Consider the following 14,520-nt stretch of genomic DNA (forward strand, 5'->3'; position numbering starts at 1 on the left):
GAGTCAGGCGTGGGCGGGGACGGAGGGGTGCTCCAGGTCCAGCACGCCGCGGACCCCGCCGTCGGCGTCCAGCGCCTCCAGGACGGGCGCGCGGCGGCTGCCCCACACGATCGCGACGTGCCCGTGCTCGGGCACCCGCAGCAGCCGGGACCCGACCCGCACCGACGCGACCCCGGCGGCGGCCCGCAGCCGCGCCTGGTTCACCCACTTGGCGCCCCACGGCAGCAGCCGGTCGGCGTTGCGGACCGTCCGGCCCGAGCCGTAGAGGCGCAGCGCGCCGCCCAGCTCGTCCTCGGTGCGGCGGTCGAGCGGCTGCGCCGGGGCCGAGCCCGAGCCGCCGCCGAGCTCCATCCACTCGCCGCCCCGGAACTGGAAGGTCAGGCCCTCGATCATGACGCCGTCCAGGAACGCCCCGCCGCCGTTCCGCAGCACGCTCACCACGGCGATGTCGCCGTCGACGTCGTGCGACAGCAGCGCGTCGCCGTCCGGCTCGGCAAGCGCGGACGCGGGCGCGGCGCCGCCGTCGCGGTCCGTCGCGCCGGGCCCGGACGGGCCGGAGTCGCCGTCGCGCAGGAGGCGGAGGCACTGCTCGCGCACTTCGCGGTCGTTCATGATGCGGACCTCAGATCGTGCCTTCAGGGCAAAGGGCCGAGCCTCCGGGAACGGAGGACCGGCCCTGCGTCCCAGCCATGCTAGAGGCCGGAACGGGGTGTCATCACCGATCTTGCGCGAATGTGGTCAATGAGTCTATTTCCCCCAGGTCACGGCCCTGAATCCCCCCGCCGCACCCCTCACCCGCGCCCCCGCCCCGCCCCCTGCCGGGAGGCCCTTACGCGGCGGGCTTCGGGAAGGCCCGGACGGCCAGGACCGCGCACACCGCGGCGAGCGGAAGCTCCATGCCCGCCGCCAGCACCAGCGCGAAGGCGCGGTCCGCTCCCGGCGCGGACGTCAGGACGTCGAACCAGGCGTCCATGAACAGCAGCGCGGCGGTCGCGGCGGCGGGCAGGCTGAGCCGCGGGTCGCGGCGGGCCGCGAGCAGGCCGGTGCCGATCAGGCCCGCCGCGAGCAGCGCGTCCAGCCCGATCCAGGCCGCCGACCAGTTCGTCACGTGCGCGGTGGACGGCGTCCGCAGGGCGAGCAGCGCCATCCACGGCAGCAGCGCCAGCCCGGCCGCCGCCAGCGCGTGCCCGCCCCGCATCCGCCGCAGCGCCCGGGCGGGTCGCGGGGCGCACGCGGTCCGACGGCCACGGGGGCGGGCGATCGGGCTGATGCTGGCGACCATGACGGGTTCCTCTCTGAGCGGCGGTCTTCTCGACCTGCCTCAAAGCCTGTCCGAGCGCGGCCTCCAGATCAGTAGCGGCGCTTTCCGAAAAGGGGTGGTGTTAACTTCACCTCCAGGGCGGAAAACCGCTGCATAGCGGGCGGGTCACCGGCGGCCTTACGGTCTGGGCATGGTGTCCAGTTCCGTAGGGCGGCGCGTCCTCACCCACGCGCCGTGGTCGCGGGCGACCTGGCGGGAAACCGTCTTCGTCGCCTCCGGGGTGCCGCTCCAGTTCGCCGGCTGGGCGGTGGTGGCGCTGCCGTGGCTGATCTGGGCGGCGAGCGACCTGGCGGTCATCCTGCTGTGGCTGGCCGTCCCCCTCGGCGCCGCGGTGCTGCTGGCGCGCCCGCTCGCGGCGGCGCACCGGGAGCGCTGCTGGGCCGTGCTCGGCGTGGACATCCCCCCGCTGCCCCCGCGCGGCGAGGGCGACGGGCTGTGGAGCGCGCTCGGCGACCTGCGCTCGCCCGAACTGTGGCGCCTGATCCGCTACCACCTGCTGGTCGGCCCGCTGATCGGGCTGGCCGCGCTCGCGACGGTCGCCTGCTGGCTCGGCGCCTTCGTCCTGACGACCGTGAGCGTGTACGCGTGGGCGCTGCCCGCCGACAGCCCCCTGTCGCTGACCGGGCACGCCGTCCGCATCGGCGTCCTCACCGTGCTCGGGGTCGTCCTGCTGGTCGGAACGCCCTACCTCGCGGACGGCGTGGCGCGCTGGGACGTCGGGGCCGTCCGGTCCCTGCTCGGCCCGGACGTGACCACCGAGCTGCGGCGGCGCGTGGAGGACCTGGCCGAGAAGCGCGCCGGTGTCGTGGACGCCGCCGACCTGGAGCGCCGCCGCATCGAGCGGGACCTGCACGACGGCGTCCAGCAGCGCCTGGTCTCGCTCGCGATGAACCTCGGCCTGGCCCGGGAGACGATGGCCGACCTCCCGCCGGACGCGCTGAAGGTGATCGTCGAGGCGCACGAGGAGGCCAAGGAGATCCTCACCGACCTGCGCAACTTCATCCGCGGCCTGCACCCGGCCGTGCTGGAGGACCGCGGCCTGGACGCGGCGCTGTCCGGCGTCGCGGCGCGCGTCCCGGTGCCCGTCCGGCTGAGCGTGGACGTGCCGCGCCGCGCCTCGTCCACGGTCGAGGCCGTCGCGTACTTCGTGGTGTCCGAGGCGCTCACGAACGTGGTCAAGCACGCGAGCGCGACCTCGGTGGACGTGGCCGTGCTGCGCCGCGGCGACGTGCTGCACGTGACCGTCACCGACGACGGGAAGGGCGGCGCGTCGTTCGGCGGCGGCACCGGGCTGCGCGGGCTGGCCCGCCGGGTCGGGTCCGTGGACGGTACGTTCCGCATCACCAGCCCCGAAGGGGGCCCCACCACCATCACCGTGGAGTTGCCGTGCGCATTGTGATCGCCGAGGACTCGGTCCTGCTGCGAGCCGGGCTGATCAAGCTGCTGGAGACCTCGGGCTTCGAGGTCCCGGCCGCGGTCGGCGAGGCCGAGGGGCTGCTCGCGGCCGTCGCCGAGCACCGCCCGGACGCGGCGATCGTGGACGTCCGGATGCCGCCCGGCTTCACCGACGAGGGCGTCCGCGCCGCGCTGGTGCTCCGCCAGGAGTTCCCCGAGGTGGCCGTCCTGCTGCTGTCGCAGTACGTCGAGGAGCGGTACGCCGCCGACCTGCTCGCCACGCACACCAGCGGCGTCGGCTACCTGCTGAAGGACCGGGTCGCGGACGTGTCGGCGTTCCTGGACGCGCTGCGCCGGGTCGCCGCCGGCGGCACCGCCCTGGACCCGGAGGTGGTCTCCCAGTTGCTCCTGCGCCGCAGCAGCAGCCCGCTCGAACGGCTCACCCCGCGCGAGCGCGAGGTGCTCGCGCTGATGGCGGAAGGACGCTCGAACGCCGGGATCGCCGGCGCGCTCGTGGTGAGCGAGAGCGCGGTCGCCAAGCACATCAACAACATCTTCTCCAAGCTCGACCTCCCGCACGCCGAGGCCGACCACCGCCGGGTCCTCGCCGTGCTGCGCTTCCTGGACGGAGACTCGACATGAGCGTCACCGACGAACCCCTGACCGCGTCCCCGCCGTCCGGGCGCCCGCGCAACCGCGGGCCCTGGTACGCGCTGGCCGCGCTGACCGCCGCGCTCGTCGTCGTCCCGGCCGGGCTGGAGGTCGTGGGCGTGCAGATGCGGCACGGCTCCGACGTCTCCGAGACGCTGACCCGGCACGTGCGGGCGGTCGAGGTGGAGGCGGCGTCCGCCTCGGTGACCGTGCGGGCCTCGTCCGGGCCGTCCCGGATCCGCCGGGACCTGCACTGGGTGCTGACCAGGCCGCGGGTCACGACCGACTGGGACGGCGACACGCTGAAGCTCAAGGTGACCTGCGGCGACGGCGGCGTCATCGGCTGGAGCCTGTGCGACGCGAACGTGACCGTGGACGTCCCGGCGGACGTCGCGGTGAGCGGGCGGATGAGCTCGGGCACCCTCGCCGTCAGCGGCCTGACCGGCAAGGTGGAGGTCCGGAACAACTCCGGGACGCTGGACCTGAGCGACCTGGCCGGACCGCTGCGCGCGAAGGTCGCGAGCGGGTCGATCAACGGAAGGCGGCTGCGCAGTGACGACGTCAACGTCTCGTCGGGGTCCGGCTCCGTCAAACTCGGCTTCACGGCGCCCGCCTCCCGCGTCGTCGCCCGCACGGGGTCCGGCTCGATCGACCTCGGCTTCCCGGCGGGCTCGCACTACCTGGTCACGGGGCACAGCGGCTCGGGCTCCCGCAACTTCGAGGACGGCATCGAGGGCGGCCCGGGGACGGCGGACACGCTCGACGTCACCACCGGTTCCGGCGCCGTCGACGTCCACTACACCTGACGTTCCCGGGGACGTTCCGGGAACGTCCGGACCGTCCGCCGTCCTGTGACCTGGCGCACGTTTGTGCAGGTCGTCGGCTTGCGCCGATTTGCGTCAGGAGCGTCCAGCGGGTTTACTTCTGGACCATGACCGCCGTTCACCCGTGCCAGCCGCGCCGCCCGCAGACCCTGCGGACGATGACGCGTGCCCTGGGGTGTCCGTGCCGGTGCCGAATGTGTGACCGCTGAGGGCCCCCGCCGAACCGCAGACTCGCGCCCCGAAGCGAGCGACCTCCGACGACTCCGTACCGGAAGCCGCAACCCGCACATGATCTTCCAACGCCACCTGCTGAGCCACGCGCCCTACCCGCCCGGCCGCGCCTGAGCCGCGTCCGGGCCGCGCCCGGGCCCAGGTCAGCGCCCCTGGCCGGCGCACCGTAGCCGCGTACGCCCCGCCTCCGGGCGGCCGTACCGCGTTTTCACGCGTCACCCGCCCCTTTCCGCCTGCCGCCGCCCGCTCCGGGCGCGGTCGTCCACACGGATATTTCCTGTGATCCAGATCGAGAAACTCCGAAAAACCTACCGGTCCCGAGGCCGCGAGCTGACCGCCGTGGACGGTGTCGACCTGACCGTCCGCGAGGGGGAGATCTTCGGCGTCCTCGGCCGCTCCGGCGCCGGCAAGAGCACCCTGCTCCGCTGCGTCAACCTGCTGGAACGCCCCGACGAGGGGCGGATCGAGGTGGACGGCCGCGACCTGCTCGCGCTCTCCGGCGGGCAGCTGCGCGCGGCCCGGCAGGGCATCGGCATGATCCACCAGCACTTCGGCCTGCTGTCCAGCCGGACCGTCGCCGGGAACGTCGCGTTCCCGCTGGAGGTCATGGGCGTCCCGCGCGCCGAGCGGGCGGAGCGGGTGGCCGAGCTGCTCGGCCTCGTCGGCCTCACCGAGCACGCGGGCGCCTACCCGGCGCAGATCTCCGGCGGCCAGAAGCAGCGCGTCGGGATCGCCCGCGCGCTCGCCGGCCGGCCCAAGGTGCTGCTGTCGGACGAGGCGACCTCCGCGCTCGACCCCGAGACGACCGCGTCGATCCTCGCGCTGCTGCGCGACCTGCGCGACCGGCTCGGCCTGACCGTGCTGCTCATCACGCACGAGATGGACGTGGTGAAGCGGATCTGCGACTCGGCCGCGATCATGCGCGACGGCCGGGTGGTCGAGTCCGGGACCGTCCGCGACCTGCTGCTGCGGCCCGGCTCCGAGCTGGCCCGCGACCTGTTCCCGCTGCCCGCCGCCGACGTCCGCCCCGGCACCACCGTCGTGGACGTGACGTTCGAGGGCGAGGCCGCCGGACGGCCGTTCGTGTCGTCGCTCGCCCGCACCTACTCCATCGACGTCAACATCCTCGGCGGCGCCGTCGAGGACGTCGGCGGCACCCGGATCGGGCGGCTGCGGATCGAGCTGCCCGGCGGCCCCGAGCTCAACGCCGCCCAGCTCGCGCACCTGCGCGAGGCGGGCCTGACCGTCGAGGTCCACCCCGTTCCCGGGACGGAGGTGGCGGCATGACCTGGGACGAGATCTGGCCGCTGCTGCGGCAGGGCACCGTCGAGACGCTCCAGATGACGGTCTGGGCGACGGTGATCACGGCCGTGCTCGGGGCGCTGCTCGGGCTCGCGCTGGTGGTCACCGACCGCCGGGGCCTGGCGCCGCTGGCGCCCGTCCACCACCTGCTCGGACTGGTCGTGAACATCGGCCGGTCCATCCCGTTCATCATCCTGCTGGTGGCGCTGCTGCCGGTGACCCGCGCGATCGTCGGGACCACCATCGGCACCACCGCCGCGATCGTCCCGCTGGCGGTCTCGGCCATCCCGTTCTACGCCCGGCTCGTGGAGACCTCGCTGCGCGAGGTGGACCCGGGCGTGGTCGACGCGGCCCGCGCGATGGGCGCGTCCCGCCCGCAGATCGCCTGGAAGGTGCTGCTCCGCGAGGCCCGGCCCGGCCTGATCGCCGGCCTGGTCGTCACGTTCGTCGCGCTGATCGGCTACTCGGCCATGGCCGGGGCGATCGGCGGCGGCGGGCTCGGCGACATCGCCAACCGCTACGGCTACCAGCGCTTCGAGACCAACGTGACCTACGCCGTCGTCGTGGCGATCGTCGTGCTCGTCCAGATCGTCCAGTTGCTCGGCGACCGGCTGGTCCGGCGCCTCTCCCACCGCTAGAACCGAAATGAAGGGGGCACTCTTCGTGCTTCGCAAGATCACCGCCACCGTGGCCGCCGCCGGACTGCTGTTCGGGCTCGCCGCCTGCGGCTCGGGCAAGGACAAGGACACCCTCGTCGTCGGCGCGACCTCCGTGCCGCACGCCGAGATCCTCGACTACGTCAAGAAGAACCTGGCCGACAAGGCCGGGCTCAAGCTGGAGGTCAAGGAGTTCAGCAACTACGAGCAGCTGAACCCCGCCCTCAAGGACGGCCAGCTCGACGCCAACTACTTCCAGCACCGGCCCTACCTCGCCGAGTCGAACCAGAAGCTCGGCGCCAAGCTGGTGTTCGTCGCGGGCGTCCACCTGGAGCCGCTCGCGGTCTACTCCAAGAAGGTGCACAAGCTCGCCGACCTGAAGCAGGGCGCGACCGTGGCGCTGCCGTCCGACCCGTCCAACGAGGCGCGGGCGCTGAAGCTGCTGGCCGCCAACCAGCTGATCACGCTGAAGCCGGGCAGCGAGGAGAAGGCCACGCCGAAGGACGTCGCGTCCAACCCGAAGGGCGTGAAGTTCAAGGAGACCGACGCGGCCGCGCTGCCGCGCCAGCTCGGTGACGTGGACGCCTCGGTGATCAACGGGAACTACGCGCTGGAGGCCAGGCTCGACCCGGCCAAGGACGCGCTCGCCACCGAGTCGGCGCAGAACAACCCGTACGTGAACGGGATCGTGACCACTCCGGAGAAGAAGGACGACGAGAAGATCAAGAAGCTCGTCGAGCTGCTCCAGGGCCCGGAGGTCAAGAAGTTCATCCAGGACAAGTACCACGGCTCGGTGCTTCCCGCCTGATCCCGCGCCGGACCCTCCCCGTGGCCCTCGGACTGATTTGTCCGAGGGCCACGTGTTTGTCGGGCGGCACTGGTAGGACATGTCCCGACAGTGATCCGGAAGGGACCCCCCGATGAGCATCCTCGTCCACCTCGCCGACTTCGCCGGCCTGCCCGTGGCGGTCTTCGCCCCGGCCTCCGAACCGGCTCCGGCGGTGCTGGCCGCCCCCGCCGAGCACGCCTGGTACGTCGGCACCGACTACGACGAGGACCCCGATTTCGCGGAGCTCTGGGCCCGGTTCCGCGGGCAGGTCGACACGACCGCGGTGACCGCGCTGGTCATCGGCTACTGGGGCCCGCCCGACGAGAAGAACACGACCGAGGTCGTGAAGCTGCTCGTCGAGGCCGCGCCCGCCTTCCCGGCGCTGCGCGCGCTGTTCCTCGGCGACATCGTGATGGAGGAGTCGGACATCTCCTGGATCGGGCATGGCGACCTCGCCCCGCTGCTCGGCGCGTACCCCGGTCTGGAGCGCCTGGAGGTGCGCGGCTCGCCGGAGGTGGTGGTCGAGCCGCTCCGCTCGGAAGGCCTGCGCACGCTGCGGTTCGAGAGCGGCGGGCTGCCCGGCGAGGCCGTCCGGGCCGTGACGGGCGGCGACCTGCCGAACCTGCGGCGGCTGGAGATGTGGCTCGGCACCGAGACCTACGGCGGCGACTCGACGGTCGCCGACCTCGCGCCGTTGCTGTCCGGCGAGCGCTTCCCGGCCCTGCGCCACCTCGGCCTGCAGAACTCCGAGAACCAGGACGAGATCGCCGAGGCCGTCGCGGGCGCGGCGGTCGTCGCGCAGCTGGAGACGCTCAACCTGGGCATGGGCACCCTCTCCGACCGGGGCGCCGAGGCGCTCCTGTCCGGGCAGCCGCTCACCCACCTGAAGAAGCTCGACCTGCGCCACCACTTCCTGTCCGACGCCATGATGGAGCGCCTCCGCACGTCCCTGGACGGGGTCGAGGTGCTGCTGGACGAGAAGCAGGAGTCGGACGGCGGATGGTTCTACATCGAAGTCTCGGAGTGACGCCATGACCCTGCACGAGCATCTGACCGAGTTCGCCGGACTCCCCGTCCTGCGGTTCGAGCCCGGGACCGAGGAGCTGGACGCGGCGGCCTTCGCCTGGCGCGTCGGCGGCGGCTACGACGTCAAGTGGCGCGACGAACTGCACACCCTGCTCGACTCCGTCGACGCCGGGCGGATCACCGCCCTGGTCGCCGGCTGGTGGGGGCACGAGGGCGCGGAGCACTACCCGCCCACCGCGCTCATCGAGGTGGCCGACCGGCTGCCCGTGCTGCGCGCGCTCTTCGTCGCCGACGTGGTGATGGAGGAGAACGAGATCTCCTGGATCCAGCACGGCGACGTCACGCCGCTGCTGGCCGCGTTCCCGCAGCTCGAAACGTTCGAGGTGCGGGGTGGTGACGGGCTGCGGCTGACGCCGTTCGCGAGCACGTCCCTGCGCAGGATGCGGTTCGAGTCCGGCGGGCTGCCCGGTCAGGTCGTCAAGGCGGTCGCGGAGAGCGACCTGCCAAACCTGGAGCATCTGGACTTCTGGTTCGGCGACGAGAACTACAACTACGGCGACGAGGTCCGCGTCGGGGACCTCGCGCCCTTCCTGTCAGGGGAGCGGTTCCCCGCGCTGCGGCGGCTCGGCCTGGAGAACGCCGACTTCCAGGACGACATCGCCGCGGCCGTGGCCTCGGCGCCGGTCGTCGCGCAGCTGTCGTCGCTGAGCCTGGCCATGGGGACGCTGACCGACCGCGGCGCGGAGCTGCTGCTGTCCGGGCAGCCGCTCACCCACCTGGAGTCGCTCGACCTGCACCACCACTTCCTCTCGGACGCGATGATGCAGCGGGTGCGCGACGCGCTGCCCGGAGTCGACGTCGACCTGCGCGGCCAGGAGGAGAACGACGGCGAGTTCGTGTTCGTCGCCGTCTCGGAGTGAACGTGCCGTTCACGATCATCGGCTACCCGGGGGACCGGCGTGTCACGCTCTTCGCGGACGCCTGCCGGGCTGCCGGGCTCGCCGAGCCGCACGTCATCGGCTGGCCGTCGGTGCTGCGCGGTTCCTTCGCCCTGCCTGCCGGGGTGCCGGTGCGGATCGATTCGCCCGGCGAGGATCCCGTTGTGGATGCGATGCTGCGGGGTGCGGTCGCGCCGTCTTCGGTCGGTGGCGGGGCCCGCTGGTATTCGGGGTTCGTCGCCGGGCTTCGGCGGATCGAGGCCGCTGCGCGTTCTGCGGATGCTCCTTTGCTGAACTCTCCGTCCGAGATCGCGGTCATGTTCGACAAGCGGCTCTGCCACTCGCGCCTGCGCGCCGCCGGGGTGCCGGTGCCGCCTGCGCTTTCCGGGGTTTCCGACTACGCCTCGCTGCGGGCGCGGATGGAGGAGGCGGGCGAGCAGCGGGTGTTCGTGAAACCGGCGCACGGATCGTCCGCTTCGGGGGTCATCGCGCTGGAGGTCGCCCCGGCGCGCGGGCCCGGCGCCCGCGGTTCGGCGCGGATCAAGGCGGTGACCTCGGCGGCTCGGCGTCCGGACGGGTTCCACAACTCGCTGCGCGTCCGGACGTACCGGACGGAGGCCGAGGTCGCCGAGCTGGTCGACGCGCTCGGGCCGGACGGGCTGCACGTCGAGCGCTGGATGCCCAAGGCCGCGCTGGACGGGCGCGTGCTGGACCTGCGCGTCGTCGTGGTCGCCGGGGTGCCGACGCACGCGGTCGTGCGGACCAGCACCGTCCCGATGACGAACCTGCACCTCGGTGGGCTGCGCGGGGACCTCGCCGCCGTCCGGGACGCGCTGGGCGAGGACGGCTGGCGCGAGGCTCTGGACGTGTGCGCGCGGGCCGCCGCGTGCTTCCCGGGCAGCCTCATGGTCGGCGTGGACCTGCTCGTCGGCATCGGCTGGAAGCGGTTCGCGGTCGGCGAGGTGAACGCGTTCGGCGACCTGCTGCCGGGCCTGCCCGGCCTCCCGGACGGCCCGGCCGCCGGAGCCGACACCTACACTGCCCAGGTCATGGCCGCTATGTCCGCCTTGCCGGGAGCCGCGCGCGTGCCTTCGGAGACCTTGGGGGCCGCATGGACGACACCGGGGGTCGCATGCGCGATATGAACGGGATCGTCGGCACGCATGACGTGGTGCTGGTGACGCTCGACACGCTGCGCTTCGACGTCGCGGACGAGCTGCTCGACGCGGGGGAGACGCCGCGATTCGCGTCCGTCCTGCCTGGTGGGCGCTGGGAGCGGCGGCACGCGCCCGGCAGTTTCACGTACGCCGCGCATACCGCCATGCTCGCCGGTTTCCTGCCGACTCCGGCCGAACCGGGGCCGCATCCGCGCCTTTTCGCCGCCGCATTTCCGGGCAGCGAGACGACGAGCGCTGGCACTTTCGCTTTTGACGCCGCCACGCTCCCGGAAGGGCTCGCGGACGTCGGCTACCACACGGTCTGCATCGGCGGAGTCGGGTTCTTCAACAAGCAGACAGCGCTCGGTTCAGCTCTGCCTTCTCTGTTCGCCGAGAGCCATTGGGAGCCGTCTTTCGGCGTCACCGATCCGTCCAGCCTGGACAACCAGATCGAGCGGATCGAGAAGAGCGTGGCGGCGCTGCCTTCGGAACGGCGGCTGTTCTTGCTGCTCAATGTCTCCGCGCTGCATCAGCCGAACTGGTTCTACCTGGACGGCGCGACGCGCGGGTCCGGCGACACGCGCGCCAGCCACGCCGCCGCCCTGCGCTACGTGGACGCCCGCCTGCCGCGCCTGCTCGGCGCGCTCCGCCGCCCGTCCCTCGTGATCATCTGCTCCGACCACGGCACCGCCTACGGCGAGGACGGCCACGTCGGGCACCGCATCGGCCACGAGGTCGTCTGGACCGTCCCCTACGGAGAGTTCGTTCTTTCATGACCAGCCCGTACCAGGGTTATGTGTACGCCTACCCGCACAAGACCGCTTACCGGCCGCTCGATCCCGCGCCGCCATTGCGGTCGGTGTGGGCCGAGGAGGACAAGAGCGCGCTGTTCCTCTATTTGCACGTTCCGTTCTGCGAGATGCGGTGCGGCTTCTGCAATCTGTTCACGCGGACGGGCGCGTCCGAGGATCTGACCTCGGCTTACCTTTCGGCTCTGTCGCGCCAGGCCGATGCGGTTACCGATGCCTTGGGCGACGCCTCGTTCGCCATGGCCGCTTTCGGCGGCGGAACGCCGACCTATCTGAACGCCGCCGAGCTGGATCGGCTGTGCGACATCGCGTCCCGGTTCGCGCCGCTCGGGTCGGCGCCGCCGGGGTCGGCGCCGCTGGGTGTCGAGACGTCTCCGGCCACCGCAACGCCGGACCGGTTGCGCGTGCTGCGCGATCGCGGGACGACGCGGATCTCGATCGGCGTGCAGTCCTTCGTGGACGCCGAGGCGCGCGCGGCCGTCCGTCCACAGAAGCGCGCCGAGGTTGACACTGCGCTCGACGCCATCCGGGACGCCGCGATCCCCGTCCTCAACATCGACCTGATCTACGGCATCGCCGGGCAGACGGCCGAGAGTTGGGCGTACTCGCTCGAAACGGCGCTCCGCTGGAAGCCCGAGGAGATCTACCTCTACCCGCTCTACAAGCGTCCGCTGACCGGGCTGTTCCGGCTCGGCCGCGACTGGGACGACCATCGCCTCGCGCTCTACCGGCAGGGCCGCGACCACCTGCTCGCCGCCGGATACGAGCAGGTTTCCATGCGCATGTTCAGGCTGCCGTCCGGTGGCGTCGGCGGGACCGGGGCCGGCGGGACCGAGTACTGCTGCCAGTCGGACGGCATGATCGGGCTCGGCTGCGGTGCCCGGTCGTACACGTCCGATCTGCACTATTCGTTCGAGTATGCGGTCGGCGCGACCGAGGTCCGGGCGATCATCGACGACTACGTCCGTGCGGACGACTTCACTACCGCGCGCGTCGGTTTCCGCCTGGACGAGGACGAACGGCGCCGCCGCCATCTCCTCCAGTCGCTCTTGCAGGCGTCCGGGCTCGACCGCGCCGCCTACCGTGCGCGGTTCGGTTCCGATGCGATGGACGACTTTCCGGACGACCTCAAGGGCTTCGCCGATCGCGGCTGGCTGGACGTAGGCCCGGACGCGCTGCGCCTCACGTCCGAAGGGCTCGCCTACTCGGACGCGATCGGACCGGCGCTTTTCTCCGGTTCCGTGCGTGCGCTCATGGACGCCTACGAGGCCCGCTGATGCCTGCCGTCCCGCTTCCCGATCCTGTTGTGGCGCGTCCGCGTCCTGCGCGTTCCGACGAGCACCTGACGATTCTGTATCGCGGGCCGCTGGCGAGCTGCGACTACGACTGTCCGTACTGCCCGTTCGCCAAGCGCCGCGACAGCGTCGAGCAGTTGCGCGCCGACCGTGCCTCGCTGGAACGCTTCACGGCGTGGGTCTCCGGTGCTCCCTCGGTCTCGGTGCTGTTCACTCCTTGGGGAGAAGGTCTCGTCCGGTCCTGGTATCGGCGGGCTTTGGTGGAACTGAGCCACCTGCCGAACGTCCGGCGCGTGGCCATCCAGACGAACCTCAGCTACCGGACGTCCTGGACGTCCGACGCCGATCCGGCGAAGCTCGCCCTCTGGGCCACCTACCACCCCGGCCAGGTGCCCTACGAGCGGTTCCTCGGCAAGGCCCGCGACCTCGCCGAACGCGGCATCCGGTACTCGGTCGGCGTCGTCGGGCAGCCCGAGCACCTGGCGGACGCCCTCCGGCTCCGCGCCGACCTGCCCGAGCACGTCTACCTCTGGGTGAACGCCGCCGAAGGGCGCAGCTACACCGACGCCGAGGCCGCCGAGTGGACGGCCATAGACCCCCTCTTCGGCTACAGCCGCGACCCGCATCCGAGCCGCGGCCGCGCCTGCCGAACCGGTGAGAGTGTCGTATCTGTGGACGGCGACGGGACCGTCCGGCGCTGCCACTTCGTCCCGGACGTCCTGGGCAACCTCTACGACGGGACGTTCCGCGCCGCGCTGGGCCCGCGCCCCTGCCCGCTCGACGTGTGCGACTGCCACATCGGCTACGTCCACCTGGAGCCGCTCGGCCTCTACGACGTGTTCGCCGGCGGAATCCTGGAACGCATCCCGAAACTGGCGTGAACCCGTTCGGGCGGTAGTGGCAAGACACTCCCGGAAAGATCGTCTTCTGGGAGGCCCCATGACCCTCCGGCGCACGCTCGCCGTGGTCTCCGTCGCCGCCGCGACGCTCGCCGTGTCCGGGAGCCTGAGCGCCTACGGGTACTACTACAGGCTCCAGTCGAGCATCCACCACGAGGATCCCGACGCCATGCTCGGCAAGGACCGGCCGAAGAAGCTGAACGCGTCGGTCAACCTCCTGCTGCTCGGCTCGGACTCGCGCGCGGGCGGCAATGCCAAGTACGGGCGCGGCCACCAGAGCGAGGCGCCGAAGGCGGACAGCGTGATCCTCGTCCATATCGCGGCGGGCGGCGGGCGCGCCTACGGCGTCAGCATCCCGCGCGACCTGGTGGTGCCGATCCCGTCCTGCCCGAAGAAGAAGGGGCCGCCGACGCCGGCGCTGAGCCTCGCCATGTTCAACTCGGCGTTCGCCCGCGGCGGCCCGACCTGCACGATCAGGACGGTCGAGAAGTTCTCCGGGATCCACATCGACCACTTCGTCCAGGTGGACTTCACCGGGTTCAAGGGCCTCACCGAGGCGGTCGGCGGCGTCTCGATCTGCCTGCCCAAGGCCGTGCACGACCCCAAATCGGGTCTGAACCTGCCGAAGGGGACGAGCGTGGTGAAGGGCGAGACGGCGCTGGAGTTCGTCCGCGCCCGCTACACACTCGGGGACGGCACCGACACCCAGCGGATGCGGCGGCAGCAGCAGTTCATGGCCTCGTTCGCGCGCCAGGCCATGACGTCCGGCGTGCTGAGCAGCCCGTCCCGGCTGAACAAGCTGCTGGGCACAGGCGCGCGGTCGATGACCACCGACCGCGCGCTGAGCCTGTCGGAAATGCTGAGACTCGCCCAGGGTGTCCGCGGTCTCTCGGCCGACTCGCTGAAGTTCGTCACGCTGCCGTCGTCGCCGTGGGTCCGCAACCGGAACCGGGTCGCGATGACCCCGGCCGCCGCGCCGTTCCTCGCCGCCATCCGCGAGGACCGCGACCCGCTCGCGACCCTCAAGCCGAAGGACGGCGCGTCGCCGGGCCGGACCGCAGGGGCCAGGCCGACCCGGCCCGCCCAGTCCAAGTCTCCGGCTCCGACCGGCGACGAGATCCGCCCCAGCGACGACATCTGCCGCAAAACCTGGGGCTGAGCCGGCAGTCCAGCCTGGGCGATGAGCC

The 14,520-nt window shown here is 72.2% G+C and carries 15 protein-coding genes; 13 read left to right on the forward strand and 2 right to left on the reverse strand.

Going from position 1 to position 14,520, the window contains the following annotated elements; genetic code table 11:
* Positions 1-3 precede the first annotated feature (3 nt).
* Positions 4-612 (reverse strand): hypothetical protein, encoded by a 609-nt coding sequence (locus FHU30_RS04930; protein WP_253872099.1) that lies wholly within the window; start codon positions 610-612, stop codon positions 4-6.
* 217 nt (positions 613-829) lie between these two features.
* Complete coding sequence (locus tag FHU30_RS04935; protein ID WP_253872101.1) at positions 830-1,282, reverse strand: hypothetical protein; 453 nt, start codon at positions 1,280-1,282, stop codon at positions 830-832.
* Positions 1,283-1,451: 169 nt separating this feature from the next.
* Here FHU30_RS04935 and FHU30_RS04940 point away from each other — a divergent pair, with 169 nt between their 5' ends.
* From FHU30_RS04940 to FHU30_RS05000, 13 genes are all read left to right on the forward strand, one after another.
* The gene (locus FHU30_RS04940) at positions 1,452-2,720 is read left to right on the forward strand and encodes a sensor histidine kinase (protein WP_253872103.1); all 1,269 of its coding nucleotides are present in this window, start codon (positions 1,452-1,454) and stop codon (positions 2,718-2,720) included.
* The gene (locus FHU30_RS04945) at positions 2,708-3,358 is read left to right on the forward strand and encodes a LuxR C-terminal-related transcriptional regulator (protein WP_253872105.1); all 651 of its coding nucleotides are present in this window, start codon (positions 2,708-2,710) and stop codon (positions 3,356-3,358) included. The genes FHU30_RS04940 and FHU30_RS04945 overlap by 13 nt, the downstream gene beginning before the upstream one ends.
* The gene (locus FHU30_RS04950; protein ID WP_253872107.1) at positions 3,355-4,173 is read left to right on the forward strand and encodes a DUF4097 family beta strand repeat-containing protein; all 819 of its coding nucleotides are present in this window, start codon (positions 3,355-3,357) and stop codon (positions 4,171-4,173) included. The genes FHU30_RS04945 and FHU30_RS04950 overlap by 4 nt, the downstream gene beginning before the upstream one ends.
* Positions 4,174-4,701: 528 nt before the next feature.
* Positions 4,702-5,709 carry a methionine ABC transporter ATP-binding protein gene (locus FHU30_RS04955; protein ID WP_253872109.1) on the forward strand — a complete coding sequence of 336 codons (1,008 nt, stop codon included), beginning with the start codon at positions 4,702-4,704 and terminating at the stop codon, positions 5,707-5,709.
* A complete protein-coding gene (locus tag FHU30_RS04960; protein WP_253872111.1) occupies positions 5,706-6,362 on the forward strand; it encodes a methionine ABC transporter permease in 657 nt (218 codons plus the stop codon). Before FHU30_RS04955 ends, FHU30_RS04960 begins: the two co-directional genes overlap by 4 nt.
* A 25-nt stretch (positions 6,363-6,387) precedes the next feature.
* Positions 6,388-7,188 (forward strand): MetQ/NlpA family ABC transporter substrate-binding protein, encoded by an 801-nt coding sequence (locus FHU30_RS04965; RefSeq protein WP_253872113.1) that lies wholly within the window; start codon positions 6,388-6,390, stop codon positions 7,186-7,188.
* A gap of 112 nt (positions 7,189-7,300) precedes the next feature.
* Positions 7,301-8,236, forward strand: coding sequence for an STM4015 family protein (locus FHU30_RS04970; RefSeq protein WP_253872115.1), 936 nt, complete (start codon positions 7,301-7,303; stop codon positions 8,234-8,236).
* 4 nt (positions 8,237-8,240) lie between these two features.
* Complete coding sequence (locus FHU30_RS04975) at positions 8,241-9,155, forward strand: STM4015 family protein (protein ID WP_253872117.1); 915 nt, start codon at positions 8,241-8,243, stop codon at positions 9,153-9,155.
* A 2-nt stretch (positions 9,156-9,157) separates the two neighbouring features.
* Positions 9,158-10,318: an STM4014 family protein gene (locus FHU30_RS04980; protein WP_253872118.1), complete on the forward strand. Its 1,161-nt coding sequence runs from the start codon at positions 9,158-9,160 to the stop codon at positions 10,316-10,318.
* Positions 10,306-11,106: an STM4013/SEN3800 family hydrolase gene (locus tag FHU30_RS04985; RefSeq protein WP_443612885.1), complete on the forward strand. Its 801-nt coding sequence runs from the start codon at positions 10,306-10,308 to the stop codon at positions 11,104-11,106. The genes FHU30_RS04980 and FHU30_RS04985 overlap by 13 nt, the downstream gene beginning before the upstream one ends.
* Positions 11,103-12,416 (forward strand): STM4012 family radical SAM protein, encoded by a 1,314-nt coding sequence (locus FHU30_RS04990; protein WP_253872128.1) that lies wholly within the window; start codon positions 11,103-11,105, stop codon positions 12,414-12,416. The genes FHU30_RS04985 and FHU30_RS04990 overlap by 4 nt, the downstream gene beginning before the upstream one ends.
* Positions 12,416-13,315: an STM4011 family radical SAM protein gene (locus tag FHU30_RS04995; RefSeq protein ID WP_253872130.1), complete on the forward strand. Its 900-nt coding sequence runs from the start codon at positions 12,416-12,418 to the stop codon at positions 13,313-13,315. The genes FHU30_RS04990 and FHU30_RS04995 overlap by 1 nt, the downstream gene beginning before the upstream one ends.
* A gap of 58 nt (positions 13,316-13,373) precedes the next feature.
* Entirely contained in the window at positions 13,374-14,492 is a 1,119-nt protein-coding gene (locus FHU30_RS05000; protein ID WP_253872132.1) for an LCP family protein, read from the forward strand.
* Positions 14,493-14,520: the final 28 nt, after the last annotated feature.

Source organism: Actinomadura rupiterrae (genome assembly GCF_024172125.1).
GTDB lineage: Bacteria > Actinomycetota > Actinomycetes > Streptosporangiales > Streptosporangiaceae > Spirillospora > Spirillospora rupiterrae.

Bases quoted from the DNA above. Each gene is read 5' to 3' on its own strand.
- FHU30_RS04930 (WP_253872099.1), bottom strand. From the start codon at position 612: ATGAACGACCGCGAAGTGCGCGAGCAGTGCCTCCGCCTCCTGCGCGAC.
- FHU30_RS04935 (WP_253872101.1), bottom strand. From the start codon at position 1,282: ATGGTCGCCAGCATCAGCCCGATCGCCCGCCCCCGTGGCCGTCGGACC.
- FHU30_RS04940 (WP_253872103.1), top strand. From the start codon at position 1,452: ATGGTGTCCAGTTCCGTAGGGCGGCGCGTCCTCACCCACGCGCCGTGG.
- FHU30_RS04950 (WP_253872107.1), top strand. From the start codon at position 3,355: ATGAGCGTCACCGACGAACCCCTGACCGCGTCCCCGCCGTCCGGGCGC.
- FHU30_RS04960 (WP_253872111.1), top strand. From the start codon at position 5,706: ATGACCTGGGACGAGATCTGGCCGCTGCTGCGGCAGGGCACCGTCGAG.
- FHU30_RS04970 (WP_253872115.1), top strand. From the start codon at position 7,301: ATGAGCATCCTCGTCCACCTCGCCGACTTCGCCGGCCTGCCCGTGGCG.
- FHU30_RS04975 (WP_253872117.1), top strand. From the start codon at position 8,241: ATGACCCTGCACGAGCATCTGACCGAGTTCGCCGGACTCCCCGTCCTG.
- FHU30_RS04985 (WP_443612885.1), top strand. From the start codon at position 10,306: ATGCGCGATATGAACGGGATCGTCGGCACGCATGACGTGGTGCTGGTG.
- FHU30_RS04990 (WP_253872128.1), top strand. From the start codon at position 11,103: ATGACCAGCCCGTACCAGGGTTATGTGTACGCCTACCCGCACAAGACC.
- FHU30_RS04995 (WP_253872130.1), top strand. From the start codon at position 12,416: ATGCCTGCCGTCCCGCTTCCCGATCCTGTTGTGGCGCGTCCGCGTCCT.
- FHU30_RS05000 (WP_253872132.1), top strand. From the start codon at position 13,374: ATGACCCTCCGGCGCACGCTCGCCGTGGTCTCCGTCGCCGCCGCGACG.